Genomic DNA, 24,802 nt, shown 5'->3' with positions numbered 1-24,802 from the left:
CCCCATTGTTGCCGCTCAACCGGAGCGGTCGGACACCCAGTCCCCGTGGACGGCCCCGGCGAGCAGTTCGGGCAGCGTCCCGGCGAAGTCGGGGAGCGCGCGGGCCGCGGCCCACCAGGCCTCGGGGTCGGTGCCGAGGGCCGCATCGAGCAGCCGGTCGGTCTCGGCGCGGGCGGCGAGGACGGCCTCGGGGCGGTCGTGCCGGTCGGGGTGGTCGACGTCGCCGAGCCAGTGGTCCTCGTCCAGCGCCCAGGCGGCCGGGGCCTTGTGCCCGATGACGTCGGCGCCGGTGAGGATGGCTCGGTCCAGGCAGGCGCGGACCCAGCGGATGTCCTCGTACAGGCTGCCCATGGCGTTGGGGACGGAGAGGCTGGCGAGGGCGAGCTCGCGGTCGACGCTGTCGTTCGGCGGCCACGGGGAGCCGGGTTCGAGGGCCCGGACCGCCTCGGTGAGGCCGGGTATCGGGCCGCTCGGGCGCGGCTGCGGCGCCTGCCCGGCGGCCACGGCGGCCGCGAGCTCGGGCAGGGTGCCGGTGGAGCCGGGGGCGTGCCGGGCGAGCTCGGCCCACAGCCGGGGGTCGTCGCCGAGGGCCGGGCGCAGGACGCGCGTCAGGGCGGAGCGCATCGCGGCCCGTTCGGCGAGGTTCCAGCCGAGCCGGCCCGCGCCGTGCACCTGCCCGAGCAGCAGGGTGCGGTGGGCGGGGGCGACGGCCGCGGCGAGCTCGTCGAAGGTCAGGATGCCGGCGCGGACGGCGCGGACGGCCGGCCGGTGCCAGTCGGGGCCGTACGGGCCTTGGGCACGGGTGTCGAGCAGGGCGAGGCAGGTGCTCCGGTCCAGCCCCCCGACCAGCAGCAGGGCCTCGACCGAGCCGGGCGGCAGCGGCGCCCGGGCGTGCTCGCGCAGCAGCAGGCCGGGGTCGAGGGTGTGTTCCAGGGCCAGCACGTCGAGCGGGATCCGCGGGCGGCGCCGGCCGTGGCGGCGCAGCAGGGCGAGGGTCTCGGCGGAGGTCAGCGGCGGCTCGGGGGCGCGGCCGAGTTCGGCGCCGAGGGTGGCGAGCAGCTCGGGCGTGGGGCCGGGGCGGCGGGCGTAGCGGGCGGGACCGGGCAGTCCGGGCAGGGGGCGGCCGAGGACGTGGGGGTTGCGGGCGACGGTGCGGCGGTCCTCGTCGCTGCCCTGGCGCAGGAGCAGGGTGACGGCGTGGGCCGGCAGGTGCTCGTCGCGGCACAGGAAGCGGCGGGCCGGGGCGTCGAGCCGTCCGAGGAGGGCGGCGGCGACGGCGTCCGGTGCGTGGCGCAGCAGGAGCGCCACGCACCAGGCGAGCCGCCGGCTCTCCCTGTCCGCGTTCACATGCATCCGATTCCCCGTCGCCGGCTCCGTACGCCTCCCCCGGCGCCCGGCGATCATCGCAGGTCAGCGGAGAGGACGGTGAACGTTTTCGCGGGTGGACGGGCCGGGGGCGGCGTCGGCGATCCAGGGGCCGTCGCCGGAGGGGTCGAGGATGCCTTCCTCGAGCCAGGTGTAGGTGCCGGAGAGCACGCCGGCGACGACCTTGCGGTCCAGGTCGTCGGTGTTGCTCCACAGCCGGCCGAAGAGCTCCTCGACGCGGATGCGGGACTGCCGGCAGAAGGCGTCGGCGAGCTGGTAGGCCTCGCGGCCGTGCTCGCCGGTGGCGCGCAGGTGCTCGGCGCGGACGCAGGCCGCGCTCATCGCGAAGAGTTCTGCGCCGATGTCGACGATCCGGCCGAGGAAGCCCTGCTTGGTCTCCATGCGGCCCTGCCAGCGGGACATGGCGTAGAAGGTCGAGCGGGCGAGTTTGCGGGCGCTGCGCTCGACGTAGCGCAGGTGGGTGGCGAGGTCGGGGTGGCCGGCGGGGTGGAACTCGCGGTAGGTGCCGGGGACCTGGCCGGCGCCGGCGGCCAGCTTGGGCAGCCAGCGGGCGTAGAACCCGGCGGCGCGGGCGCCCGCCTTGGCCTTGTCGCCGAGGTCCTTCTCGGGGTCGATGAGGTCGCCGGCGACCGACAGGTGGGCGTCGACGGCCTCGCGGGCGATGAGCAGGTGCATGATCTCGGTGGAGCCCTCGAAGATGCGGTTGATGCGCAGGTCGCGCAGCATCTGCTCGGCGGGGACGGCCCGCTCGCCGCGGGCGGCCAGCGAATCGGCGGTCTCGAAGCCGCGCCCGCCGCGGATCTGGACGAGTTCGTCGGCCATCAGGCAGGCCATCTCGGAGCCGTAGAGCTTGGCGAGGGCGGCTTCGATGCGGATGTCGTTGCGGTCCTCGTCGGCCATCTGGGAGGCGAGGTCGACGACGGCCTCCAGGGCGAAGGTGGTCGCGGCGATGAAGGAGATCTTGGAGCCGACGGCCTCGTGCCGGGCGACGGGGCGGCCCCACTGCTCGCGGACGCCGGACCACTCGCGGGCGATCTTCAGGCACCATTTGCCGGCGCCGACGCACATGGCGGGCAGGGACAGCCGCCCGGTGTTGAGGGTGGTAAGCGCGATCTTGAGGCCGGCGCCCTCGGCGCCGATGCGCTGGGCGGCCGGGACGCGCACCCGGTGGAAGCGGGTGACGCCGTTCTCCAGGCCGCGCAGGCCCATGAAGGCGTTGCGGTGCTCGACGGTGATGCCGGGCGAGTCGGCCTCGACGACGAAGGCGGTGATGCCTCCGCGGTGGTTCTCCGACTTCGGCACCCGGGCCATGACGACGAGGAGGTCCGCGACGACCCCGTTGGTGGTCCACAGTTTGACCCCGTCGAGGACGTAGGCGTCGTCGCCGTCGGGGACGGCGGTGGTGGCCAGGCGCGCCGGGTCGGAGCCGACGTCGGGCTCGGTGAGGAGGAAGGCGCTGACGGCGGTGGTCGCGCAGCGCGGCAGGAAGGTTTCCTTCTGCTCCTGCGTGCCGAACATCTTCAGCGGCTGCGGCACGCCGATCGACTGGTGCGCGGAGAGCAGGGCGCCGATGGCGGGGCTGGCGGAGCCGACGAGGGCCAGCGCCTTGTTGTAGTACACCTGGGTCAGGCCCAGGCCCCCGTACTTGGGGTCGATCTTCATGCCGAGGGCGCCGAGCTCCTTGAGTCCTCGGATGGTCTCGTCGGGGATCCGCGCCTCGCGTTCGATGCGGGGGCCGTCGATCTCGGCCTCGCAGAACGCGCGCAGCCGGGCCAGGAAGGCCTCGCCGCGCCGGACGTCCTCGTCGGCGGGCAGCGGGTGCGGGTGGATCAGGTCGAGTCGGAACCGCCCGAGGAAGAGTTCCTTGGCGAAGCTGGGCTTGCGCCAGTCCTGTTCCCGGGCCGCTTCCGCGACCTGCCGTGCCTCGCGCTCGGTGACCTTGGGCTGTGCGGGCTGTGTTGCGGACATGAGGGGGCTCACCTCGCCGCCGGAGTCGGTGGGACCGGCCTACCGGCCGGTGCTACCTGTGAGTCGTACCCGCTGCGCCGTCCCGGGAAAAGCGGGATTGGGCAGGGCGGGCGAATCCGCGGGGCAAAAGGGGGACGGCCGGAGCCCCCGCACAGTAGGCTCCGGCCGTCGGTCTGTGACCGTACGAGTCGGTCAGATGTCGAGGCCCGTGAGGACCAGGACGCGCTCGTACGTGTAGTCCTCCATCGCGTAGCGGACGCCCTCGCGGCCCACGCCGGACTGCTTGACGCCGCCGTACGGCATCTGGTCGGCGCGGTAGGACGGCGCGTCGCCGATGATCACGCCGCCGACCTCGAGCTCGCGGTGCGCCCGGAACGCGGTCTGGACGTTGCGGGTGAAGACGCCGGTCTGCAGGCCGAACTTCGAGTCGTTGACGGCGGCGAAGGCCTCGTCGGTGTTCTCGACCTTGGTGATCGTCAGGACCGGGCCGAAGACCTCCTCGGTGGCGAGCTTGACGCCGGCCGGGACGTCCGCGAGGACGGTCGGCTCGACCGAGGCGCCGTCGCGCTTGCCGCCCGTGAGGAGCTTGGCGCCCGCGGAGACGGCCTCGTCCACCCAGGACTCCACGCGCTTGGCGGCGTCCTCGGAGACGAGCGGGCCGACGTCGGTGGCGTCGTCGGACGGGTCGCCGGTGACCTGGGCCTGGACCTTCGCGACGACCTTCTCGACGAGGCGGTCGTAGACGGAGGCGTCGGCGATCACGCGCTGCACGGAGATGCAGGACTGGCCGGCCTGGTAGTTCGAGAAGGTCGCGATACGGGTCGCGGCCCAGTCGAGGTCGGCCTCGGAGGACCAGTCGTCCAGGACGACGGCGGCGGCGTTGCCGCCGAGCTCCAGGGTGCAGTGCTTGTGGGGCACCGACTGCTGGATGGCGTAGCCCACGGTGTCGGAGCCGGTGAAGGAGATGACCGGGAGGCGGTCGTCCTTGACCAGGGCCGGCATCTTGTCGTTGGCGACCGGCAGGACCGACCAGGAGCCGGCCGGGAGGTCGGTCTCGGCGAGCAGCTCGCCGAGGATCAGGCCGGACAGCGGGGTGGCCGGGGCCGGCTTGAGGATGATCGGCGCGCCGACGGCGATGGCCGGGGCCACCTTGTGGGCGCACAGGTTCAGCGGGAAGTTGAACGGCGCGATGCCGAGGACCGGGCCCTTGACGAAGCGGCGGGTCAGGGCCAGGCGGCCGACGCCGCCGGCGTCGGTGTCCAGGCGCTGGGCCTCTCCGCCGTTGAAGCGGCGGGCTTCCTCCGCGGCGAGGCGGAACACGGACACCGCACGGCCGACCTCGCCGCGCGCCCACTTGACGGGCTTGCCGTTCTCGGCGGAGATCAGCTGGGCGATCTCCTCGGTGCGCTCGGCGAGCCGCTTGGACACGTGGTCCAGGGCGGCGGCGCGGACGTGGGCGGGGGTGGCGGAGAACTCCGCCGTCACGGCGTACGCCGCGGCCACGGCCTCTTCGACCTGGGCGTCGGTGGGCACGCTGACGGTGCCGACGAGACGGCCGTCCCACGGGTTGTGGACGTCGAAGCTGTCCTCGCCGGCGGCCTGGCGGCCGGCGAGCCAGAAGGCGTGGGTGGAAGTCATGCGAATCCCGGCCCTTCGGATGTGTGCGGGTCCTTGTCTCCACCACGGTAGGTCTCCGGGCCGCTTTCGCGGCTTGTCCGCCGTGGAGTACCCGGCGGCCGTGCCACGCCGGTTTGTCGCTTTTCCCGCCGCCGGGCCGTGGGAAAGGCACCGCGCCGGGCCCGGTGGGCCGGGCGCGGGTGGGCCGGGCGACCGTCGGTCACGAGGGCGTGGGGGCGGCCTTCAGGGCGAGCCAGAGCTCCATGCGGACGTCCGGGTCGTCCAGGGAGCGCCCGAGGATCTCCTCGACGCGCCGCATCCGGTAGCGCAGGGTGTGCCGGTGCACCCCGAGGTCGGCCGCGGCGGCGTCCCACTGGCCGTGCCGCGAGAGCCAGGCCTGCAGCGAGGCCACGAGGTCGCCGCGGCCCTTCTCGTCGTGCTCGCGCAGCGCGCGCAGCGTGCCGTCCGCGAAGGCGCGCACGGCCTCGTCCGCGAGCAGCGGGAGCACCGATCCGGCGGCCAGGTCCTCGTGCTCGACCAGCGGGCGGCCGCGCCGCCGGGCCACGGCCAGGGCCTGGTCGGCCTGCTTGTACGCGGCCGCGACGCCCGCCGGCCCGGTGGGCGCGGAGAGCCCGATGACCAGCTCGTCCGGCTCGGGCCCGGAGGAGTCCCGGCCGCGCCGCGACTCCAGCGCCTCCGCGTGGTCGGCGCAGGCCTGTACGGCGGCGCCCCCGTCCGCGGCGAGGATCACCAGCCGCTCCGGCTCCGGCACCACGAGCAGCGCCTCCCCGCTGCGGCCGGCCGCGGACTCCGCGGTGTCGGCGAGCAGCGCGAGCCCTTCCGGCTGGGCGGTCCCCGGCAGCGCCGGCTCTGCCACGACCAGCCGGAACGGGGTGTCCAGCAGGGCCCCGTAGAGGTCGCCGGCGACGGTGCGCGCGTGCTCGTCCTCCCCGGCCAGCAGCATCCGCAGCACCGCCGCCCCCAGCCGGGACTCGGCGTCGTGCAGCGACCGCGAGCGCTCGGTGGTGAGGGTCAGCAGGGCCACGGCGGAGTGGACGGCGTACCGCTCGGCGGTGCCGAGGGGGGCCGCGGTGCCCACGGCCAGCGCCCCGCGCGCCCGCCGTCCGGTGCCCAGGGACTGCAGTTCGACGCGGTCCTCGGCGCCGCCGACCACGGCGCTGGCCGGGGCGGGCCGCTCGCGCAGCCGCTCCACGTCGGAGGTGAGCCGGGCGGCGCGGCGCGCGGCCCACTCCGGGGCGGCGGCGACCACCGCGCCGGAGGTGTCGTACAGGGCGGCCCAGCCCTGGACGTGTGCGGCGAGCCGGGCCAGCAGCTCGGCGGGGCCGTCGGCGGAGAGCGCGGCGCGGGTGAGCTCGCGCTGCGCCTCGAAGCCGGCGGTGACGGCGCGGTACTGGTCCGCGGCGAGCGCCGCCGAGACGGCCTTGCTGATGGCGAGGAACGGGGTCCTGCGCGGCACTTCCAGCAGCGGGAGGTCCTCGGTGCGGGCGGCGTCGACCAAGGCCTCGGGGATCTGCTCGTAATTGACGCCGACGGCGAAGCCGATGCCGACGACGCCGGCCGCGGCGAGGCGGCGTACGTAGCGGCGCATCTCCTGCGGGTCCTCGGCGTCCAGCTTCATCGCGGTGATCAGCAGGAGCTCCCCGCCCTCCATGTAAGGGACGGGGTCGGCCAGCTCGCTGACGTGGGCCCAGCGCACGGGGGTGTCGAGGCGGCCCTCCCCCGCCCGGACGCTGAGCTTGAGCGCCGAGTGCTGGACGAGTGAGGCGAGGGTGAGCGGCATCGGTAACAGGGGCCTTAAGGAGGGAAGGAGTGCCGGGAGCGGCAGGAGTGGCGATGACAGCAGGAGCGGCGACGGAGAATTTCGCCTTGCCGTATGAACGGCTCCCCTCGATTCTGCCACCTCGTACGGTTCGGCTCAGCCCGTCCCGCCGGGGCCGCCGAGGCCGACGAGCACCGGAGCAGCCCGTTCCCCCGTGACGGTGGTCAGCGAGACCACGGCGTGGCCGGGCGGCACGGTGTTGGCCAGGGCCGAGGCGGACCAGCGCTCCCGCTCGACCTGGCGCACGGTGACCGCGTCCGTGGTCACGTCCTTGCCGCTGATGAGCTTGCGCACGCCGTGCATCAGCCGCGTCATGGGCCGCTCGGCGTAGACCTGGCGGCTGGTGACGTCGCGGGTCTCGATCAGCTCGGTGCCCCAGGCCTCGGCGAACTGCCGGCCGTCCCAGGTGGTGATCCCGGAGAACGCGATCCGGCAGCCGACCGCCCCGAGCAGCTGGGTGCGCAGCTGCTCGGGTACGTCGTCCAGCGTGCGCAGGGTCAGCAGGACCCCCGCGTGGGCGGAGCGCAGCCGCTGCAGGCCGCGCACGGTCTGCGGGGTCAGCGTGTGCGAGGCGTCGTCGAAGGCGAGGAACGCGAACAGCGAGCGGTCCGCGCGGGCGGTGGCGGAGGCGGTGAACTGCGCCAGCAGGAGCCGGGCCAGCAGCCGCGAGGCGTCCGGGTGGGCCCGCTCGGGAAGGTCGATGCGGACCCGCACGGGGTGTTCGAGGGAGCGCAGGGAGAAGGGGCGGCCGGCGCCGGCGGTGTCGAAGAAGCCGTGGAAGGCGGGCCGGTCCAGGAGCCCGACCCGGTCGGCGAGGACGGGTCCGGGGTCGCCGTGGGTTCCGTACTGCCGCTCGCGGGCGTCGAGTTCGCGCAGCATGGCCTGCTGCCCGGCGGCCTCCAGGACGCGGCGCAGCGCGTCGAGCGGGCCGGGGACCCGGTCGAGGAGCTCGCGCAGCTCGGCCACGGCGGGGAAGCGGCCGTACGCGGCCCGGAACGGCCCGAGGAGCTGGGCGAGGGCGGTCGCGGCCCGGCGGGCGTCGGTGCCGGGGAGGTCGCCGACGAAGGCCTCGGCGAGCAGGGAGGCGGCTTCGTCGGGGTCGGCGGTGCCGCCGTAGAGGTCGAGGTCGTGGACGGACGCGGGATCGCCGGGGCGGACCACGACGTCGTAGCCGTCGTCGGGGCCGAGCCCGGCTCCGGCGGCGCCGACGGCGATCACGGCCGCCTGGCCGGCGAGGGCCTGGAGCGCCAACGACTCCACGACCGGCCGGACCAGAAGGCGCGTCTTGCCGGCGCCGGAGGGCCCGACGGCGAGCACCGAGGTGCCCAGCACCGCGGGCTCCAGGGCGAGGCCGGTCCCGCGCCGCTCGTACGGGTTGGACCCGGCGCCGGTGACGCGGCCGATCCGGACCTGGGAGACGACCAGGTCGTGGGCGGCGGTGCGCACGGGCAGGTCGCGCGCCTTCGACGGGTGCGCGCAGGCCGCCGCGCCGTGGTCCCGGACGGACTGCGCGAAGGCGGCCCGGCGGGAGGGGTCGGCCTGCACCGAGGCGAAGGCCCGCCGGATCCGGGCGTGGTCGACGTCGTTCATGCGCCCGGAGTCCGCCTCGGCGGCGAGCCGGTCGGCGGACTCCTCCAGCCCGGCGGCGCGCAGCTGCGGCCAGGCGGCCGGGTCGTCCGGGCCGCCCGGGACCACGGACCCCGCCGCGGCCGCGGCGGGGGTCCCGGCGGTCGTCCGGGCCGCGCCGAGGAGGCGGGCCCAGCCGCCGAGGCGGGCGAAGACGAAGAGGACGGGGAGGTAGATGACGGCGTAGAGGGCGTAGGTGATCACCGAGCCGGCGAAGCCGCCGAGCTCCTGGTAGGGCAGGTGGCCGAAGGCGAGCGGGTAGACCGGCAGCACCTCGTTCTCGATCAGCGCCACGACCACCAGGACCCCGGCCGCCGCGGCCAGTGCCCGGGGCCAGGGGCCGCGGGCGCCGACGTGCTCGTCGAAGGCGGCCCGCCAGCGGCCGAGCCGGGCGAAGAAGAGGAACATGCCGACCGAGATCAGCAGTTCGTAGAGCTCCAGGGCGGCCTGGCCGCGGTGGTCCACCGGCCGGGGCTCGTAGTCCCCGGTCCACCAGCTCTGCGGGGTGAAGAAGTGCAGGGGCGCGCCGACGAACGGCAGGCCGCCCTCGAGGAAGAGCCGCCAGCAGACGAAGCCGACGAGGAAGGCGATCACGACCCGGACCAAGACGGACCGGCCGGTGCCCTCGGGCTTCTTCGCGGCCGGGACGTAGCCGTGGCGCCAGATGCCGGGCCCTGCTTCGGGCCGGGGGACGCGCAGCCAGGCGGTGAGCGCGGAGCCGGGCGTTGCGGCGGCGGCTCCGGGCGTGCTCTTCCCGGCGCTCCGGTCGGCGGCCGCAGGCGCGCCGGGTGCACGGTCGGGCGGCGGCGGGGCCGTGGCCGGGCGCGGCGGATGCGGCGGCAGCGCCGGGGGCGGCCCGGCGGGGCGGGGCACCTGCGCCCCGGCGGCGTCCGCGCCGGGCGGTGCCCCCTGCCCGCCCTGGCTGTGCCCGTACGTGCCCTCGCGCTCCATGAAACCCCTGCCCCCTGCCCGTGCCTGCCCTGCGTCGCTCAATGTAGTTGCCCGGACGCGCCTGCGGGCGGGTACCGGCGCGTACCCGCGTGCGGCGTCGCAGGGCCCACAAGACAGGCGCGGGTCCTTCCTATGGCCGTCACGGACAAGGACACGCGCAGATCACTCCCGAACGGAGCATGCCGTCCCCCCTCCGACGGGCCTAGCCTGCGGACAAAGACACAAGTGCGTCCGAAAACACCCCCCAGGAGCCCTCCATGACTGCTGTACCGCAGGAGCGCAAGCTCGTCACCGCGATCCCCGGCCCCAAGTCGCAGGAGCTGCAGGCCCGCCGCCTCGACGCGGTCGCCGGTGGCGTGGGCTCCGTGCTCCCCGTCTTCACGCAGCGCCTCGACGGCGGCATCCTCGAGGACGTCGACGGCAACCGCCTGATCGACTTCGGCTCCGGCATCGCCGTGACCTCGGTCGGCGGCTCCGCCGAGGCCGTCGTGCGCCGCGCCACCGCGCAGCTGGCCGACTTCACCCACACCTGTTTCATGGTCACCCCGTACGAGGGCTACGTGGAGGTCTGCGAGGCGCTGGCCGAGCTGACCCCGGGCGACCACGCCAAGAAGTCGGCCCTGTTCAACTCCGGTGCCGAGGCCGTCGAGAACGCCGTCAAGATCGCGCGTGCGTACACCAAGCGCCAGGCCGTCGTCGTCTTCGACCACGGCTACCACGGCCGCACCAACCTGACGATGGCGCTGACCGCCAAGAACATGCCGTACAAGCACGGCTTCGGTCCGTTCGCCCCCGAGGTCTACCGCGTCCCGGTCGCGTACGGCTACCGCTGGCCCACCGGTGCCGAGAACTGCGGCCCGGAGGCCGCCGCCCAGGCGATCGACCAGATCACCAAGCAGATCGGCGCCGAGAACGTCGCCGCGATCATCATCGAGCCGGTCCTCGGCGAGGGCGGCTTCATCGAGCCGGCCAAGGGCTTCCTGCCGGCGATCGTGAAGTTCGCCAACGACAACGGCATCGTCTTCGTCGCGGACGAGATCCAGTCCGGCTTCTGCCGCACCGGCCAGTGGTTCGCCTGCGAGGACGAGGGCATCGTCCCGGACCTGATCACCACCGCCAAGGGCATCGCCGGCGGTCTGCCGCTGGCCGCCGTGACCGGCCGCGCCGAGATCATGGACGCCCCGCACGCGGGCGGCCTGGGCGGCACCTACGGCGGCAACCCGGTGGCCTGCGCCGGTGCGCTCGGCTCCATCGAGACGATGAAGGAGCTCGACCTCAACGCCAAGGCGAAGAAGATCGAGTCCGTCATGAAGTCGCGCCTGTCCGCGATGCAGGAGAAGTACGAGATCATCGGCGACATCCGCGGCCGCGGCGCCATGATCGCCATCGAGCTGGTCAAGGACCCGGAGTCCAAGACCCCGAACCCGGAGGCGGCCGGCGCGCTGGCCAAGGCCTGCCACGCCGAGGGCCTGATCGTCCTCACCTGCGGCACCTACGGCAACGTGCTCCGCTTCCTCCCGCCGATCGTCATCGGCGAGGACCTGCTGAACGAGGGCCTGGACATCATCGAGGCCGCGTTCGCGGGCATCTGAGCGAACATCCGAACACGCGTCCCGGTCGCTACCACCGGTAACGGGCGGGCGCTGTGAAGAAGATGTGGGGGGCCGATGGCAGGACCGCGTTCCTGCTGTCGGTCCCCCTTTCGCTGCCGTACGGTTTCTGCAGATGAGTGAGACACCCCGCTCCCGGGAAACCGGGGGCGACACCGGTACCGGGCTTCCCCAGCGCCGCACCGGGCCTGCGTTCGCGCACTCTCCTCACCGATCGGACGGCCGGACGCCCCAAACCCCCCGGGGCGCACGGCAACCCGATCCGGGCGGCCGTCCCGGAACCATCCCCCCTGTTCCGGGACGGCCGGCCACTCCCCTCCTCCTTCTCTTCCTCCTCCCCCTGGTGGGGCTCGCCCTGACGACCTGGCAGGTCCTGGTCTCGGGCCCGCTGCTCACCCCGGACGAGCACCTCAGCCGCGCCCTGGTCCGCGCCGTGCCCGACGCGGTCACCGAGCGCCTCTCCGACCTCGGCAACATCGAGGCCGCCGTCCCGGTCCTGGCGCTGGCGGCCCTGTACGCCGCCCGGCGCGGCAACCGCCTCGGCGCCCTCGCCGCGGCCCTGGCCATGGCCCTGGTCCCGGCCTTCGTGGTCCCGCTCAAGGAGTGGACCGCCCGCCCCGGGCCGCTGGAGCCGTGGGCCGCCGGCTACTTCCCCTCCGGCCACACCGCCACCGCGGCCGTCGCGTACATCGGCGCCGCGCTGCTGCTGCGCCCGTACACCCGCCGCCCGTGGCCGGTGGCCGTCGCGTCGGCCCTGACGGCGGCGACGGCCTGCGGCCTGATCCTGCGCGGCTGGCACTGGCCGCTGGACGTCCTGGCCAGCCTGCTGCTGTGCCTGCCGCTGCTGTGCGGCGTCGGCCTGGCCGTACGACGGGGTGTCAGACCCCCCGCCTAGCCTGTCGTCCGATCTCGGACTCGACCTACGGAAGGCGGCGCGCCTTGGGTGCCAGCAACTGGAGCTACGTGACGCAGTACGCGGGCACCGTCGGCGATTCGCTGGCGGCCCTGCAGGCGCGGGTGTTCGCCGAGGAGTTCGGCGAGGGCGGGGACTACCCGGATCTCGCAGCGCTGTGGGCCGACCACGAGTTCATGGGGACGCAGGGCACGCACACGGTCCTCGACGTCGTGCGGGTGCGGCGCGATCCGGTACCGCGGTACGGGAGCGTGCACCCCCTCGGCGGCGACCGGCTCCTGCACCACTTCGGCACGCGCCGGCCGACCGTGGCGCAGTACGAGGAGGCGGTGGCCCGCTCGGAGCGGGCCGTGAGCCACGAGGAGTACGAGCGCAGCCTGATGGGCGAGGTCTCGCTGACGGGGAGCGGCCTGTACGTCCTGCTGTTCGACGGCGGTCCCGGCACCGGTCTGCTCGGCGAGCCGACCCACGTGGGCTTCCACGGCTGCTCCGGCGACTAGGGCCTGTCCGGCGGCGGGCCGGTCCGGTCAGGGCTTGCGGCCCCGCTCCCCCGCGGACCGCTCCGCCCGGGAGGCGGCCGCCTCGTGCATCGCGAGCTCCAGCACCGCCGGGTCGGTGAGGGTGCCGCGCCCGTCCGGCGCCACCAGCCGGCGGACCGAGCACCTCGCCCGGCCGGGGTACGGGACCGCGATCCAGCTCCCGCGCCCCGCGCCCCGTACGCCGGTGCCGATCCAGTGCGCGGCCGTGCCCGCCGGGACGAAGAAGCCCCGCCGGGCGTCGCCGGAGCGGGCGAGCACCGGACCGGGCCGGGCGGACAGCAGCTTCAGGACGGCGAGGGTGGAGCGTCCCAGATCCCCCGGCAGGATCAGCACGTCCCAGTGCCGGCCGGCGGGGAGCAGGACGACCCCAGGGGGTTGCGCTCCCACTCTCAGCGGCAGGCGCGGGGATGCTGACCTGCCGGGCCGCCGTTCGGCCGGCCGGACACGGCCGGCCGGTCAGCTGTCGAAGCCCAGGCCGAACTTGTCCAGCGTCTTCAGCCACAGGTTGCGGCGGCCGCCGCGCGCGTCGGCGCGGGCCAGCGACCACTTGGTGAGGGTGATGCCGGTCCAGGCGAACGGCTCGGGCGGGAACGGCATCGGCCGGGACTTCACCATCTGCAGCTCCGTCCGCTCCGTGCGCGCCCCGTCCAGCAGGTCGAGCATCACGTCGGCGCCGAAGCGGGTGGCCCCGACGCCGAGCCCGGTGTAGCCGGCGGCGTACGCCACCCTGCCGGAGTGCGCGGTGCCGAAGAAGGCGGAGAAGCGCGAGCAGGTGTCGATGGCGCCGCCCCAGGCGTGGCTGAAGTTGATGCCCTCCAGCTGCGGGAACGCGGTGAAGAAGTGCTGGGCGAGCTTGAGGTAGGTCTCGGGGCGGTGGTCGTACTCGGAGTCGAGCCGGCCCTTGTAGGGGTAGATGGCGTCGTAGCCGCCCCACAGGATCCGGTTCTCCGGGGTGATGCGGAAGTAGTGGAACTGGTTGGCGCTGTCGCCCATGCCCTGGCGGCCCTGCCAGCCGATGGCCTTCAGCTGCTCGGTGGTCAGCGGCTCCGTCATCAGCGCGTAGTCGTAGACGGGGACGGTGAAGGGGCGGATCCGCTTGACCAGCGAGGGGAAGATGTTGGTGCCGAGGGCCACCCGCCGGGCGAAGATCCGTCCGTAGGGGGTGCGTACGGCCATCCCCGCGCCCGAGGAGGCCAGCGACAGGCCCCGGGTGTTCTCGTAGATCCGCACCCCGAGGCCGAGGCAGGCCTGTTTCAGGCCCCAGGCCAGCTTGGCCGGGTTGAGCATGGCCACGCCGTCGGTGTCCCACAGGCCGGCGAGGAACGTCGGCGAGTCGACCTCGGCGCGCAGTTCGTCGCGGTCCAGCCAGCGCATTCCGCCGGCGAGGCCCAGCCTCTCGGCCTCCTCGTGCAGCTCGCGCAGCTCCTCGACCTGGTGCGGCTCCGTGGCCACATCGATCTCGCCGGTGCGCTCGAAGTCGCAGTCGATGCCGTAGCGGGCGACGGCCGCCTCGATCTCGTCGAGATTGCGCGCGCCGAGCTCCTCCAGCTTGGCGAGCTCGCCGGGCCAGCGGGCCAGGCCGTTGGCGAAGCCGTGGGTGAGGGAGGCGGCGCAGAAGCCGCCGTTGCGGCCGGAGGCGGCCCAGCCCGCCTCCTTCGACTCGATCAGGACGACGTCCCGGGCGGGGTCGCGCTCCTTGGCGATGAGCGCGGTCCACAGCCCGCTGTAGCCTCCGCCGATGACCAGCAGGTCGCAGGCCTCGTCGGAGGTCAGGGCCGGCTGCGGGTCGGGGCGGCCGGGGTCGTCCAGCCAGTACGAGACCGGCAGTGCTTCGGAAAGGGATTTCGCAACGCTTCGCATGGCGACTGGGGCCATGTCTTCCAACTCCCTACAGAGTTACTTGGGCTGTGCGTTCTTGCGGCGGTTGCCGACGATCTGGCCGGCGAGGACCACCAGCACCGCGATGACGAACATCGCCGTGCCGATGACGTTGATCTGCACGGGCGTACCGCGCTGGGCCGATCCCCACACGAACATGGGGAAGGTGACGGTGTTGCCCGAGTTGAAGTTCGTGATGATGAAGTCGTCGAAGGAGAGCGCGAAGGACAGCAGGGCGCCCGCCGCGATGCCCGGCGCGGCGATCGGCAGGGTGACCCGCAGGAAGGTCTGCACCGGGCCGGCGTAGAGGTCGCGGGCGGCTTCCTCCAGGCGCGGGTCCATCGACAGCAGGCGCGCCTTGACGGCGGCGACGACGAAGCTGAGGCAGAACATGACGTGGGCGATCAGGATCGTCCAGAAGCCCAGCTCGATGCCCATGTTGAGGAACAGGGCCAGCAGCGAGGCCGCCATCACGATCTCCGGCATCGCCATCGGCATGAAGATCAGCGAGTTGACCGCGCCGCGCGCCCGGAACCGGTAGCGGACCAGGGCGAAGGCGATGGCCGTGCCCAGCGCGGTGGCGCCGAGGGTGGCCCACAGGGCGATCTGGAGCGACAGGGACAGGGAGCCGCACAGGTCGGCGACCCCGCACGGGTCCTTCCAGGCGTCGAGGGAGAACTCCTGCCAGGCGTAGTTGAAGCGCCCGGTGGGGTTGTTGAAGGAGAAGACGGTCACGATGACGTTCGGCAGGATCAGGTACGCGAGCGTCAGCAGGCCGAGGATCACCACGAGGTTGCGGCGGAGCCACTTCATCAGACCAGGTCCTCCGTTCCCGCTCGGCGGATGTAGATCGTGACCATGACCAGGACGACGGCCATGAGGATGAACGACAGCGCGGCGGCCGTCGGGTAGTCGAGGATCCGCAGGTACTGCGACTGGATGACGTTGCCGATCATCCGGGTGTCGGTCGAGCCGAGCAGCTCGGCGTTGACGTAGTCGCCGCTCGCCGGGATGAAGGTGAGCAGGGTCCCGGAGACCACGCCCGGCATGGACAGCGGGAAGGTGACCTTGCGGAAGGTGGTGGCGGGGCGGGCGTACAGGTCCCCGGCGGCCTCGTGCAGGCGGGTGTCAATGCGCTCCAGCGAGGTGTAGAGCGGCAGGATCATGAAGGGGAGGAAGTTGTACGTCAGACCGCAGACCACGGCGAGCGGCGTGGCCAGCACCCGGTCGCCCTGGGTGACGCCGAGCCAGCTCGTGACGTCCAGGAAGCCGATCTTGTTGAGGACGGCGACGACGGGTCCGCCGTCGGCCAGGATCGTCTTCCAGGCCAGGGTGCGGATCAGGAAGCTGGTGAAGAACGGGGCGATCACGAGCACCAGCAGCACGTTGCGCCAGCGGCCCGCCCGGAAGGCGATCAGGTAGGCCAGCGGGTAGCCGAGCAGCAGGCACAGCACGGTCGCGGTGCCTGCGTACGCCAGGGAGCGCAGGAACTGCGGGTAGTACTCGAGGAAGGCGTCCCAGTAGGTCCCGAAGTGCCAGGTGACCTCGAAGCCCTTTTCGAGGGAGCCGGTCTGCACCGAGGTGGACGCCTGGTAGACCATCGGCAGCACGAAGAAGACCAGCAGCCACAGGATGCCGGGCAGCAGCAGCCAGTACGGGACCAGGCGCTTGCGCAGCGAGGGCCGGTGGGCCGGGGGTTCGGCGGGGGCGGAGGCCTCGGGCGGGGCCGCGGTGGCGGTCATGCGCCCTCCTCGACCGTCTCGATGCCCGCGTCGATGTCCTGGGCGGCGTCCAGTCCGAAGGTGTGCTCCGGGTTCCAGTGCAGGACGACCTCGGCGCCGGGGGTCAGGCGGGCGTCGCGCTCGATGTTCTGGACGTACACCTCCAGCTCGGGGCAGACGGGGCTGTCGACGACGAACTGGGTGGAGACGCCGATGAAGGAGGAGTTGGCGATCCTGCCCGTGACCGTGTTGCGGCCGACCGCGATGGTGTCCCGCTCGGCCGCGGGGACCAGGGAGATCTTCTCGGGGCGCACCCCGACCAGCAGCTTCCCGCCCGCCTTCGGGGTGGTGGAACATCGGGCCGCGGGCAGCCGGAGCCGGGTGCCGGCCGAGCTGACGGCGACGTCGCCGCCGCCGGCCTCCAGGACCTCGGCCTCGATGAGGTTCGAGGTGCCGAGGAAGTTGGCGACGAAGGTGGTGCGCGGGTTCTCGTACAGCTCGCCGGGCGCGCCCAGCTGTTCGACGCGGCCGCCGTTCATCACCGCGACCGTGTCGGCCATGGTCATGGCCTCCTCCTGGTCGTGCGTGACGTGCACGAAGGTGATGCCGACCTCGGTCTGGATCCGCTTGAGCTCCAGCTGCATCTGGCGGCGCAGCTTGAGGTCGAGGGCGCCGAGCGGCTCGTCGAGCAGGAGCACCTGGGGGTGGTTGATGAGCGCACGGGCGACGGCGACGCGCTGCTGCTGGCCGCCGGAGAGCTGGTGCGGCTTGCGCTGGGAGAACTGGCCGAGCTCGACGAGTTCGAGCATCTCCTCGACCTGCTTCTTGACGGACTTGATGCCGCGGCGGCGCAGGCCGAAGGCCACGTTCTCGTAGATGCTCAGGTGCGGGAAGAGGGCGTAGCTCTGGAAGACCGTGTTCACGGGGCGCTTGTACGGCGGCAGCTGGGTGACGTCGCGGTCGCCGAGGTGGACCGTGCCGGTGGAGGGCTCCTCCAGGCCGGCGATCATGCGCAGGGTGGTGGTCTTGCCGCAGCCCGAGGCGCCGAGCAGGGCGAAGAAGGAGCCCTGCGGAATGGTGAGGTCCAACGGGTGCACGGCGGTGAACGTGCCGTAGTGCTTGCTGATGCCGGCGAGACGGACGTCGCCGCCCGCGGTCTTGTCAGTCATGGGCCTGGAGCCTTCGGTGGTGGTGTGTCGGGGAAGGGTGCGGGGCGCGGGTGCCGCTACGGCGGTCCGTCAGGCTCCGATGAGCTTGGCGAACTTCTCCTCGTAGGCGGTCTCTTCCTCGCTGGTGAGCAGGCGGAAGGCGTGGGCCTTGGCGGCCATCTCCTCGTCCGGAATGATCAAGGGGTTGTCCGCGAGCGCAGGATCGATTTTCTCAAGGTCCTTCTTGACCCCTGCGACGGGGCAGACGTAGCTGATGAAGGCGGCGAGCTGGGCCGCGACAGGGGGCTCGTAGTAGAAGTCGATGAGCTTCTCGGCGTTCGCCTTGTGCCGGGCGTGCGCCGGGACGATCAGGTTGTCGCTGGAGGTGATGTAGCCCGGCGCCGGGATCGCGTACTTGATGTCCGGGTTGCCGGCCTGGAGCTGGATGATGTCGCCGGCCCAGGCGAGGCAGGCCGCGATATCGCCCTTGTCGAGGTCGGAGGTGTAGTCGTTGCCCGTGAAGCGGCGGATCTGCTTGGTGTCCACGCCCTTCTGCAGCCGCCCGATGGCCGCGTCGAAGTCCGCCGTGGTGAAGGTCGCCGGGTCCTTGCCCATGTCGAGCAGGGTCATCCCGACGGTGTCGCGCATCTCGGTGAGGAAGCCGACGCGGCCCTTGAGGGAGGGGTCGTCGAGCAGTTGGGTGACGGAGTCGACCTTCTTGCCGTCCGTGGCCTTGGCGTTGTACGCGATGACGGTGTCGATGCCCGTCCACGGATAGCTGTGGGCGCGCCCCGGGTCCCAGTCGGGGCTGCGGTACTGCGGGATCAGGTTGGCGTAGGCGTGCGGCAGGTTCGAGGGGTCCAGCTTCTGCGCCCAGCCGAGGCGGATGATGCGGGCGGCGAGCCAGTCGGTGACGACGATCAGGTCCCGGCCGGTGTCCTGGCCGGCCGCGAGCTGCGGGCGGATCTTGCCGAAGAACTCGACGTTGTCGTTGATGTCCTCGGTGTACTTGACCTTGATGCCGGTCCGTTTGGTGAACTCCTCCAGCGTCGGGTGGGTCTTCTCGTCGTCGCTGGTGTCCATGTACTCGGTCCAGTTGGAGAAGTTGATCTCCTTCTCCTGTGCCGAGTGGTCGTCGGAGGCCGCCGCCGTGCCCTCCCGCTTGGCGGGCGGGATGCCGCAACTGGACAGGGAGGCGAGGCCGCCGAGGGTGAGCGCGCCGACGCCGGAGGCGCGCAGCAGGGAGCGGCGGGTGAGGGCGCCGCGCCCTTCGGTCAGGCTGCGGCGCATCGCGGCGGCCTGCGCCGCCGAGAGGCGATCGGGCTCGTACTGCTCCATGGGCTGTGCCCTTTCGGGATGGTCGGGCCGCTGGTCACACGGCCCTGCTGCTATCGGTCCCCGAAGATCGTGCGGTGCCAGTCCTTGGCGGCCACCGCCGTGTTGTCGTACATGACGTGCTTGACCTGCGTGTACTCCTCGAAGGAGTAGGCGCTCATGTCCTTTCCGAAGCCGCTCGCCTTGTAGCCCCCGTGGGGCATCTCGCTGATGATCGGAATGTGGTCGTTCACCCAGACGCAGCCCGCCTTGATCTCGCGGGTGGCGCGGTTCGCCCGGTAGACGTCGCGGCTCCAGGCGGAGGCGGCGAGCCCGTAGGGGGTGTCGTTGGCGAGGGCGATGCCCTCGTCGTCGGTGTCGAAGGGCAGGGCGACGAGGACGGGGCCGAAGATCTCGGCCTGTACGACCTCGCTGTCCTGGGCGGCGTCCGCGATGAGGGTGGGCCGGTAGTAGGCGCCCTCGGCGAGCTCGCCGCCCGGGACCTCGCCGCCGGTGACGACGGTGGCGTAGCCGCGGGCCCGCTCGACGAACCCGGCCACGCGGTCGCGCTGCGCGTGGGAGACCAGCGGGCCGAGGTCGGTGGTCGGCTCGAAGGGGTCGCCCAGGCGGACGCCGGCCATCAGCTCGGCGACGCGGGCGGTGAAGGCCTCGTACAGGGGGCGCTGGACGTAGGCGCGGGTGGCGGCCGTGCAGTCCTGGCCGGTGTTGATCAGGGCGGCGGCGACGGCGCCGTGGGCGGCGGCCTCCAGGTCGGCGTCGTCGAAGACGAGGAAGGGGGCCTTGCCTCCGAGCTCCAGGTGGAGCCGCTTGACGGTGGCGGTGGCGATCTCGGCGACGCGCTTGCCGACGGCGGTGGACCCGGTGAAGGAGGTCATCACCACGTCCGGGTGGCCGACGAGGTGCTCGCCGACGTCGCGGCCGGCGCCGGTGACGATGTTGATCACGCCGTCGGGGATGCCCGCCTCCCGGGCCGCCTGGGCGAACATCAGGGAGGTCAGCGGGGTGAGCTCGGCGGGCTTGAGGACGATGGTGTTGCCGGCGGCGACGGCCGGGAGGATCTTCCAGGCGGCCATCTGCAGCGGGTAGTTCCAGGGGGCGATGGAGCCGATGACGCCGAGGGGCTCGCGGCGCACGTAGGAGGTGTGGTCCGCGGAGTACTCGGCGGCGGCCTGGCCCTGGAGGTGGCGGGCGGCGCCCGCGAAGAAGGCGGTGTTGTCGATGGTCCCCGGCACGTCGAACTCGCTGGACAGCTTGATCGGCTTGCCGCACTGCAGCGACTCGGCGTACGCGAGGTCCTCCGCCTGCGCGGCCAGGACGGAGGCCAGCCGGTGCAGGGCGTCCGAGCGCTCGCCGGGGGTGGCCGCGGACCAGGCGGGGAAGGCGCGCCGGGCGGCGGCGACGGCGTCGTCCACGTCGGCGGTGGAGGCGAGCTCGTAGGTGAGCACCTCCTCTCCGGTGGCGGGGTCGACGACGGTGTGCGACCGTCCGGAGGTACCGGGCCTGAGCCGCCCGTCGATGTACTGCGCGCCGTCGGCGAAGCGTTCCCTGACCTGGAAGCGAATACCCATCACGCTCTCACGCTCTCGTGGCTTCAGCTCGAATTGAGTGCCGATCCTGGCAGAGGTGTTCTTCACCGCCAAGTGATTCCGTTGTTGCCTTTTGATTACGCGACGGAATCGGTCGACCATGTGTCCAGACACACTCCAAATCCCGTACGAAGTGTCAGTGGAGACTGTCAGACTCCCGTGCATGGAGAAGATCGACAAGTTGATCGAGCAGGTCAGCCGTGGTGACCGCGTGAAGTTCCTGCCCTTCTGGGGGCACCGGCCGCGTCCGGACGGGACCCTCGGGCCGAGCTGCATGAGCCAGTGGTGGCCCTCTCCCTTCACGGTAAGTGAGGTGCGCTACGACACCGCCGAGCACTGGATGATGGCGGGCAAGGCCCGGCTGTTCGGGGACCCCGAGGCCGAGCGGAAGATCCTGGCGGCCCGGACCCCCGCCGAGGCCAAGAAGGCCGGGCGGCTGGTGCGCGGGTTCGACGAGGCCGTCTGGGAGCGGGAGCGGTTCGGCCTGGTCGTGGAGGGCAGCGTGCACAAGTTCGGCTCGACGCCGGAGCTGCGCGGGTACCTGCTGGGCACCGGGGAGCGGGTGCTGGTGGAGGCGAGCCCCGTGGACCGCATCTGGGGGGTGGGCCTGGCCCCCGACGACGACCGGGTCCTGGACCCCGGCCGCTGGCGGGGCCTGAACCTGCTGGGGTTCGCCCTGATGGAGGCCCGCGAGCGGTTGCGCGCGGCGTAAATGCGTGGCGGGGGCCGGGCCGCCCCGCCTACCGTGGGACTCGTCCAGGTGCGCAGGCGAGACCTACTTCCACTCTTAATGGGGAGGCCGCGGGTTCGAGTCCCGCCACCGGCTTCGGGCCGGTGTAGCTCAGTCGGCAGAGCACCACGTGGTTTCGCCGCCTCGAACTCTGGACACCCACGTCACGCACCTCCCGGTGCGCGGGCTGCGGCTCCTTCTTTTGCAGAGAAACCAGGCCGCCGCCACCTTGATCTCGGGAGGCCGCGTGCGGGATGCCCGGTGCGCAGGCGACGGCTACTTCGGGACCAGGAGGTCGCGGGTTCGAATCCCGCCCGGCCACGGCCGGTGGAGCAGCTCGGAAGCTCGCCTGGCTATATGTGCCGTCTGTCGACTTCGATCTCGGGCATCCCGCACGTCACGCCTCCCCCTTTTGTGCAGGTTTCTACTGGATTCGGGGGGATTCATCATGGCCCGCTTCAACGTGCGCCGCTCCACGGCCGCGCCGTCCGCGCCCGCCTCGCCCGTGCGCTCCACCGGCCGGCGGGCCCGCAACCACCACGGCAGCCCCGGCTTCGCGCGCGACGCCCGCTCCGAGCTGTTCCTGCTGGCCGTGGCCAACTTCGTCGGCCAGCGCACCGCGTACGAGTCCCCCGGCGGCCGGGACGACCGCTTCGCCGCGCTCGTGCGCAGGCTCGCCGTCGAGGACCCCGAGTGGACCGCCGGCCTGCTCGGCTGGCTGCGCGGCGAGGGCAACATGCGCACCGCCTCGCTCGTCGGCGCCGCCGAGTACGTCAAGGCCCGGCTCGACGCCGGAGCCACCGCGGGCCCCTCGAACCGGCAGGTCGTCGACTCGGTCCTGCAGCGCGCCGACGAGCCCGGCGAGCTGCTGGCCTACTGGACGGCCGTGCACGGGCGGGCCGTGCCCAAGCCCGTCAAGCGGGGCGTCGCCGACGCCGTGCGCCGGCTCTACTCCGGCACCTCCCTGCTGAAGTACGACACCGCCTCCAAGGGCTTCCGCTTCGGCGACGTGCTCAACCTCGTGCACGCCTCCCCCGACCCGGCCAAGCCCTGGCAGGGCGAGCTGTTCCGCTACGCCCTCGACCGCCGGCACCACCCGGAGACGGCGGAGGTCCCGGCCGGCAACCGCACCCTGGCCGCCCACGTGGAGCTCATGGCGCTGCCGGTCGAGGAGCGCCGGGCGCAGGTCACCGCGCCGGACGGCGCCGAGCGGCTGGCCGCCGCGGGCATGACCTGGGAGGCGCTGGCCGGGTGGCTGCAGGGGCCGATGGACGCGGCCGCCTGGGAGGCCGTCATCCCGTCGATGGGCCCGATGGCGCTGCTGCGCAACCTGCGCAACTTCGACCAGGCGGGTGTCTCGGACGCCGTGGCCGCGCAGGTGGCAGCCAGGATCAGCGACCCGGAGGCCGTGGCCCGGTCCCGGCAGTTCCCGTTACGCTACCTGGCCGCCTACCAGCACGCGCCGTCGCTGCGCTGGGCGTACCCGCTGGAGCAGGCGCTCGGCCACTCGCTGGCCAACGTGCCGGCCCTGCCGGGCCGCACCCTGGTCCTGGTCGACCGCTCCGGGTCGATGTGGTCCCCGCTGTCGGACCGCTCGCAGCTCAACCGGGCCGACGCGGCGGCCGTCTTCGGCACGGCACTGGCCCTGCGGGCCGAGGAGGCGGACCTGGTCCAGTTCGGCACGGACAGCAAGCAGGTCCCCTACGCGCGGGGCGAGTCGGTCCTGAAGGTGCTGGAGCGGTTCAAGGACCTCGGCGGCACCTACACCGCGGAGGCGGTCCGCAAGCACTACAAGGACCACGACCGGGTCCTGATCGTCACCGACGAGCAGGCCTCGTACGGGTACGGGTACGACCCGACGGCCCTGGTCCCGCAGGAGGTTCCGGTCTACACCTGGAACCTGGCCGGCTACCGGGTGGGCCACGCGCCCTCCGGTTCCGGCAACCGGCACACCTTCGGCGGGCTCGGCGACGCGGCGTTCCGGATGGTGACCCTGATCGAGGACGGCAGCAACGCCCACTGGCCGTGGGCGGCGTAGCCGGAGGTACGGAGGCGTGAAAGCGGCGCAGGGCCGGTCCCGGGCGGTATGCCCCCGGACCGGCCCTGCGCCGTCGCCGTTTTGCCGTCCTGCGGTCAGACCCGCTCGCGCATGCGCGTGTCCGAGTGCGGGGTGTCGTGGCGGAAGTCGCCGTCCCGGTCGAGGATGCCGATGACCCCGATCACCAGGAGGGCGGCGCCCAGCACGATGCCGACCGCGCCCAGGATGATCCCGGCCAGCGCCATCCCGCCGTTGGTGGCCTCGCCGCGCCGGGCCTTGCCGCGGCCGAGGACGCCGAAGACGACCGCCGCGATGCCGAGCGCGACCGCGAGGAAGCTGGTGAAGCAGCCGACCACGGCGATGATGCCGAGGACGAGCGCGGTGACCCCGAAGCCGTTGCGCGGCTGCGCCCCGTACGGGTAGGCGCCGTAGCCCGGGTAGCCGGGGTATCCGTACGCGGGCGGAGCGGGCGCCGGCACCGGGGCCGGCGCGGGGTACGCGTACGCGGGCGGGCCCGGCTGGGCCGGGTACCCGTAGGCGGGTGGCAGCGGCGCGGGCGCAGGCTGCTGCGGGACGGCCCCCGGCTGCGGCCCGGGCGACGGCTGCGGCGCGGCCGCCGAGGGTATGTCGGCCCCCGGCATCCCCGCGATCGTGGGCTGGTCGTGCACGGACGGCGGGCCCGGCACCCCCTGCGCGCCCTGCGGTCCGCCGAACTCGCCCGCCGGCCGCTCCGGCGGCGCCCACGGATCCCTCGGCTCGGGGCTCTGGTCGGTCATGCGTCGCCCCCCTCTCGTACGGTCATGCTATGTGCTGCCGCGGACAGTCCCCGGCCTGCCTACGATGAAGACCGTCCCGTCCGCACCCGTGTTCTTCCGAAAGGCACCTCATGACCGACCTGACCCCCTTCATCGCGGGGCTGCCCAAGGCGGAACTCCACGTGCACCACGTCGGCTCGGCCTCCCCGCGCATCGTGGCCGAACTCGCCGCGCGCCACCCCGACTCGAAGGTCCCCACCGACCCCGAGGCGCTCGCCGACTACTTCACCTTCACGGACTTCGCGCACTTCATCGACGTCTACCTGTCCGTGGTGGACCTGGTGCGCACCCCCGACGACGTGCGCACCCTGACCTTCGAAGTCGCCCGCGACATGGCCCGGCAGAACATCCGCTACGCCGAACTGACCATCACCCCCTACTCCTCCACCCGCCGCGGCATCGACGAAAAGGCCTTCATGGAGGCCATCGAGGACGCCCGCAAGGCCGCCGAGTCCGAGCTCGGCGTCATCCTGCGCTGGTGCTTCGACATCCCCGGCGAGGCCGGCCTGGAGTCCGCGGCCGAGACCGCCCGCCTGGCCGTCGACCTGCGCCCGGAGGGCCTGGTCTCCTTCGGCCTCGGCGGCCCCGAGATCGGCGTCCCGCGCCCGCAGTTCAAGCCGTACTTCGACGCCGCCCGGGCCGTCGGCCTGCACAGCGTGCCGCACGCCGGCGAGACCACCGGGCCGGAGACCGTCTGGGACGCCATCCGCCACCTCGGCGCCGAGCGCATCGGGCACGGCACCAGCTCCACACAGGACCCGGAGCTGCTGGCGTACCTGGCCGAGCACCGCATCGCCCTGGAGGTCTGCCCGACCTCCAACATCGCCACCCGCGCCGTGACCGACCTCGACCGGCACCCCATCAAGGAGATGGTGCAGGCCGGCGTGCTCGTCACCATCAACAGCGACGACCCGCCGATGTTCGGCACCGACCTCAACAAGGAGTACGCCGTGGCCGCCCGGCTCCTCGAACTCGACGAGCACGGGCTCGCGGCGCTGGCGAAGAACGCGGTCGAGGCCTCCTTCCTGGACGCGGCGGGCAAGGCGCGGATCACCGAGGAGATCGACACGTACACCGCTGCCTGGCTGGCGCGCTAAAGCC

18 protein-coding genes and 1 pseudogene are annotated in these 24,802 nt (G+C 73.0%); 6 read left to right on the top strand and 13 right to left on the bottom strand.

Features of this window, described 5'->3' with window-relative positions; translation table 11 throughout:
- Window positions 1–15 precede the first annotated feature (15 nt).
- From AB0F11_RS21040 to AB0F11_RS21020, 5 genes are all read right to left on the bottom strand, one after another.
- Entirely contained in the window at window positions 16–1,347 is a 1,332-nt protein-coding gene (locus AB0F11_RS21040) for a hypothetical protein (protein WP_362175783.1), read from the bottom strand.
- A 63-nt stretch (window positions 1,348–1,410) separates the two neighbouring features.
- Entirely contained in the window at window positions 1,411–3,354 is a 1,944-nt protein-coding gene (locus AB0F11_RS21035; protein WP_362175781.1) for an acyl-CoA dehydrogenase family protein, read from the bottom strand.
- A 192-nt stretch (window positions 3,355–3,546) separates the two neighbouring features.
- Window positions 3,547–4,992 carry an aldehyde dehydrogenase family protein gene (locus AB0F11_RS21030; RefSeq protein WP_362175779.1) on the bottom strand — a complete coding sequence of 482 codons (1,446 nt, stop codon included), beginning with the start codon at window positions 4,990–4,992 and terminating at the stop codon, window positions 3,547–3,549.
- Between the two features lie 199 nt (window positions 4,993–5,191).
- Complete coding sequence (locus AB0F11_RS21025; protein WP_362175776.1) at window positions 5,192–6,772, bottom strand: PucR family transcriptional regulator; 1,581 nt, start codon at window positions 6,770–6,772, stop codon at window positions 5,192–5,194.
- A 135-nt stretch (window positions 6,773–6,907) separates the two neighbouring features.
- A complete protein-coding gene (locus tag AB0F11_RS21020; RefSeq protein ID WP_362175774.1) occupies window positions 6,908–9,388 on the bottom strand; it encodes an ATP/GTP-binding protein in 2,481 nt (826 codons plus the stop codon).
- 257 nt (window positions 9,389–9,645) lie between these two features.
- Between AB0F11_RS21020 and gabT the strand changes: the two genes are divergently transcribed.
- From gabT to AB0F11_RS21005, 3 genes are all read left to right on the top strand, one after another.
- The gene (gene gabT, locus AB0F11_RS21015) at window positions 9,646–10,980 is read left to right on the top strand and encodes a 4-aminobutyrate--2-oxoglutarate transaminase (RefSeq protein WP_362175772.1); all 1,335 of its coding nucleotides are present in this window, start codon (window positions 9,646–9,648) and stop codon (window positions 10,978–10,980) included.
- Between the two features lie 361 nt (window positions 10,981–11,341).
- On the top strand, window positions 11,342–11,893 hold the full coding sequence (locus AB0F11_RS21010; protein ID WP_362175769.1) for a phosphatase PAP2 family protein: 552 nt from the start codon (window positions 11,342–11,344) through the stop codon (window positions 11,891–11,893).
- Window positions 11,894–11,937: 44 nt separating this feature from the next.
- Window positions 11,938–12,411 (top strand): hypothetical protein, encoded by a 474-nt coding sequence (locus AB0F11_RS21005; protein WP_362175767.1) that lies wholly within the window; start codon window positions 11,938–11,940, stop codon window positions 12,409–12,411.
- A gap of 27 nt (window positions 12,412–12,438) precedes the next feature.
- On the opposite strand, the pseudogene AB0F11_RS21000 reads toward AB0F11_RS21005, so the two are convergent.
- The 7 genes and pseudogenes from AB0F11_RS21000 to AB0F11_RS20970 form a co-directional block, all read right to left on the bottom strand.
- Window positions 12,439–12,896: pseudogene (locus tag AB0F11_RS21000) on the bottom strand (hypothetical protein).
- Window positions 12,897–12,906: 10 nt separating this feature from the next.
- Window positions 12,907–14,325, bottom strand: a complete 1,419-nt coding sequence (locus AB0F11_RS20995; protein ID WP_362175759.1) for an FAD-dependent oxidoreductase — start codon at window positions 14,323–14,325, stop codon at window positions 12,907–12,909.
- A gap of 21 nt (window positions 14,326–14,346) precedes the next feature.
- Entirely contained in the window at window positions 14,347–15,141 is a 795-nt protein-coding gene (locus tag AB0F11_RS20990) for an ABC transporter permease (RefSeq protein WP_362175756.1), read from the bottom strand.
- Entirely contained in the window at window positions 15,141–16,070 is a 930-nt protein-coding gene (locus tag AB0F11_RS20985; RefSeq protein ID WP_362175753.1) for an ABC transporter permease, read from the bottom strand. Before AB0F11_RS20985 ends, AB0F11_RS20990 begins: the two co-directional genes overlap by 1 nt.
- On the bottom strand, window positions 16,067–17,218 hold the full coding sequence (locus AB0F11_RS20980; RefSeq protein ID WP_362175751.1) for an ABC transporter ATP-binding protein: 1,152 nt from the start codon (window positions 17,216–17,218) through the stop codon (window positions 16,067–16,069). Before AB0F11_RS20980 ends, AB0F11_RS20985 begins: the two co-directional genes overlap by 4 nt.
- A gap of 69 nt (window positions 17,219–17,287) precedes the next feature.
- On the bottom strand, window positions 17,288–18,535 hold the full coding sequence (locus tag AB0F11_RS20975; protein WP_362175748.1) for a spermidine/putrescine ABC transporter substrate-binding protein: 1,248 nt from the start codon (window positions 18,533–18,535) through the stop codon (window positions 17,288–17,290).
- A 50-nt stretch (window positions 18,536–18,585) separates the two neighbouring features.
- The gene (locus tag AB0F11_RS20970) at window positions 18,586–20,100 is read right to left on the bottom strand and encodes a gamma-aminobutyraldehyde dehydrogenase (RefSeq protein ID WP_362175745.1); all 1,515 of its coding nucleotides are present in this window, start codon (window positions 20,098–20,100) and stop codon (window positions 18,586–18,588) included.
- 181 nt (window positions 20,101–20,281) lie between these two features.
- Here AB0F11_RS20970 and AB0F11_RS20965 point away from each other — a divergent pair, with 181 nt between their 5' ends.
- Complete coding sequence (locus AB0F11_RS20965) at window positions 20,282–20,830, top strand: NADAR family protein (protein WP_362175743.1); 549 nt, start codon at window positions 20,282–20,284, stop codon at window positions 20,828–20,830.
- A gap of 466 nt (window positions 20,831–21,296) precedes the next feature.
- A complete protein-coding gene (locus tag AB0F11_RS20960; RefSeq protein ID WP_362175740.1) occupies window positions 21,297–22,886 on the top strand; it encodes a TROVE domain-containing protein in 1,590 nt (529 codons plus the stop codon).
- Between the two features lie 95 nt (window positions 22,887–22,981).
- On the opposite strand, the gene AB0F11_RS20955 is transcribed toward AB0F11_RS20960, so the two are convergent.
- Complete coding sequence (locus AB0F11_RS20955) at window positions 22,982–23,662, bottom strand: DUF4190 domain-containing protein (RefSeq protein WP_362175737.1); 681 nt, start codon at window positions 23,660–23,662, stop codon at window positions 22,982–22,984.
- Window positions 23,663–23,772: 110 nt separating this feature from the next.
- On the opposite strand from AB0F11_RS20955, the gene AB0F11_RS20950 reads away from it, so the two are divergent.
- Window positions 23,773–24,798, top strand: coding sequence for an adenosine deaminase (locus tag AB0F11_RS20950; protein WP_362175734.1), 1,026 nt, complete (start codon window positions 23,773–23,775; stop codon window positions 24,796–24,798).
- The last annotated feature ends 4 nt before the right edge of the window (window positions 24,799–24,802 follow it).

The organism is Streptomyces sp. NPDC032472 (genome assembly GCF_040636955.1).
In the GTDB taxonomy this organism is placed as follows: Bacteria; Actinomycetota; Actinomycetes; order Streptomycetales; family Streptomycetaceae; genus Streptomyces.
Note: the sequence above shows the minus strand (reverse complement) of the source record. Positions and strands in the feature narration are given on the sequence as shown.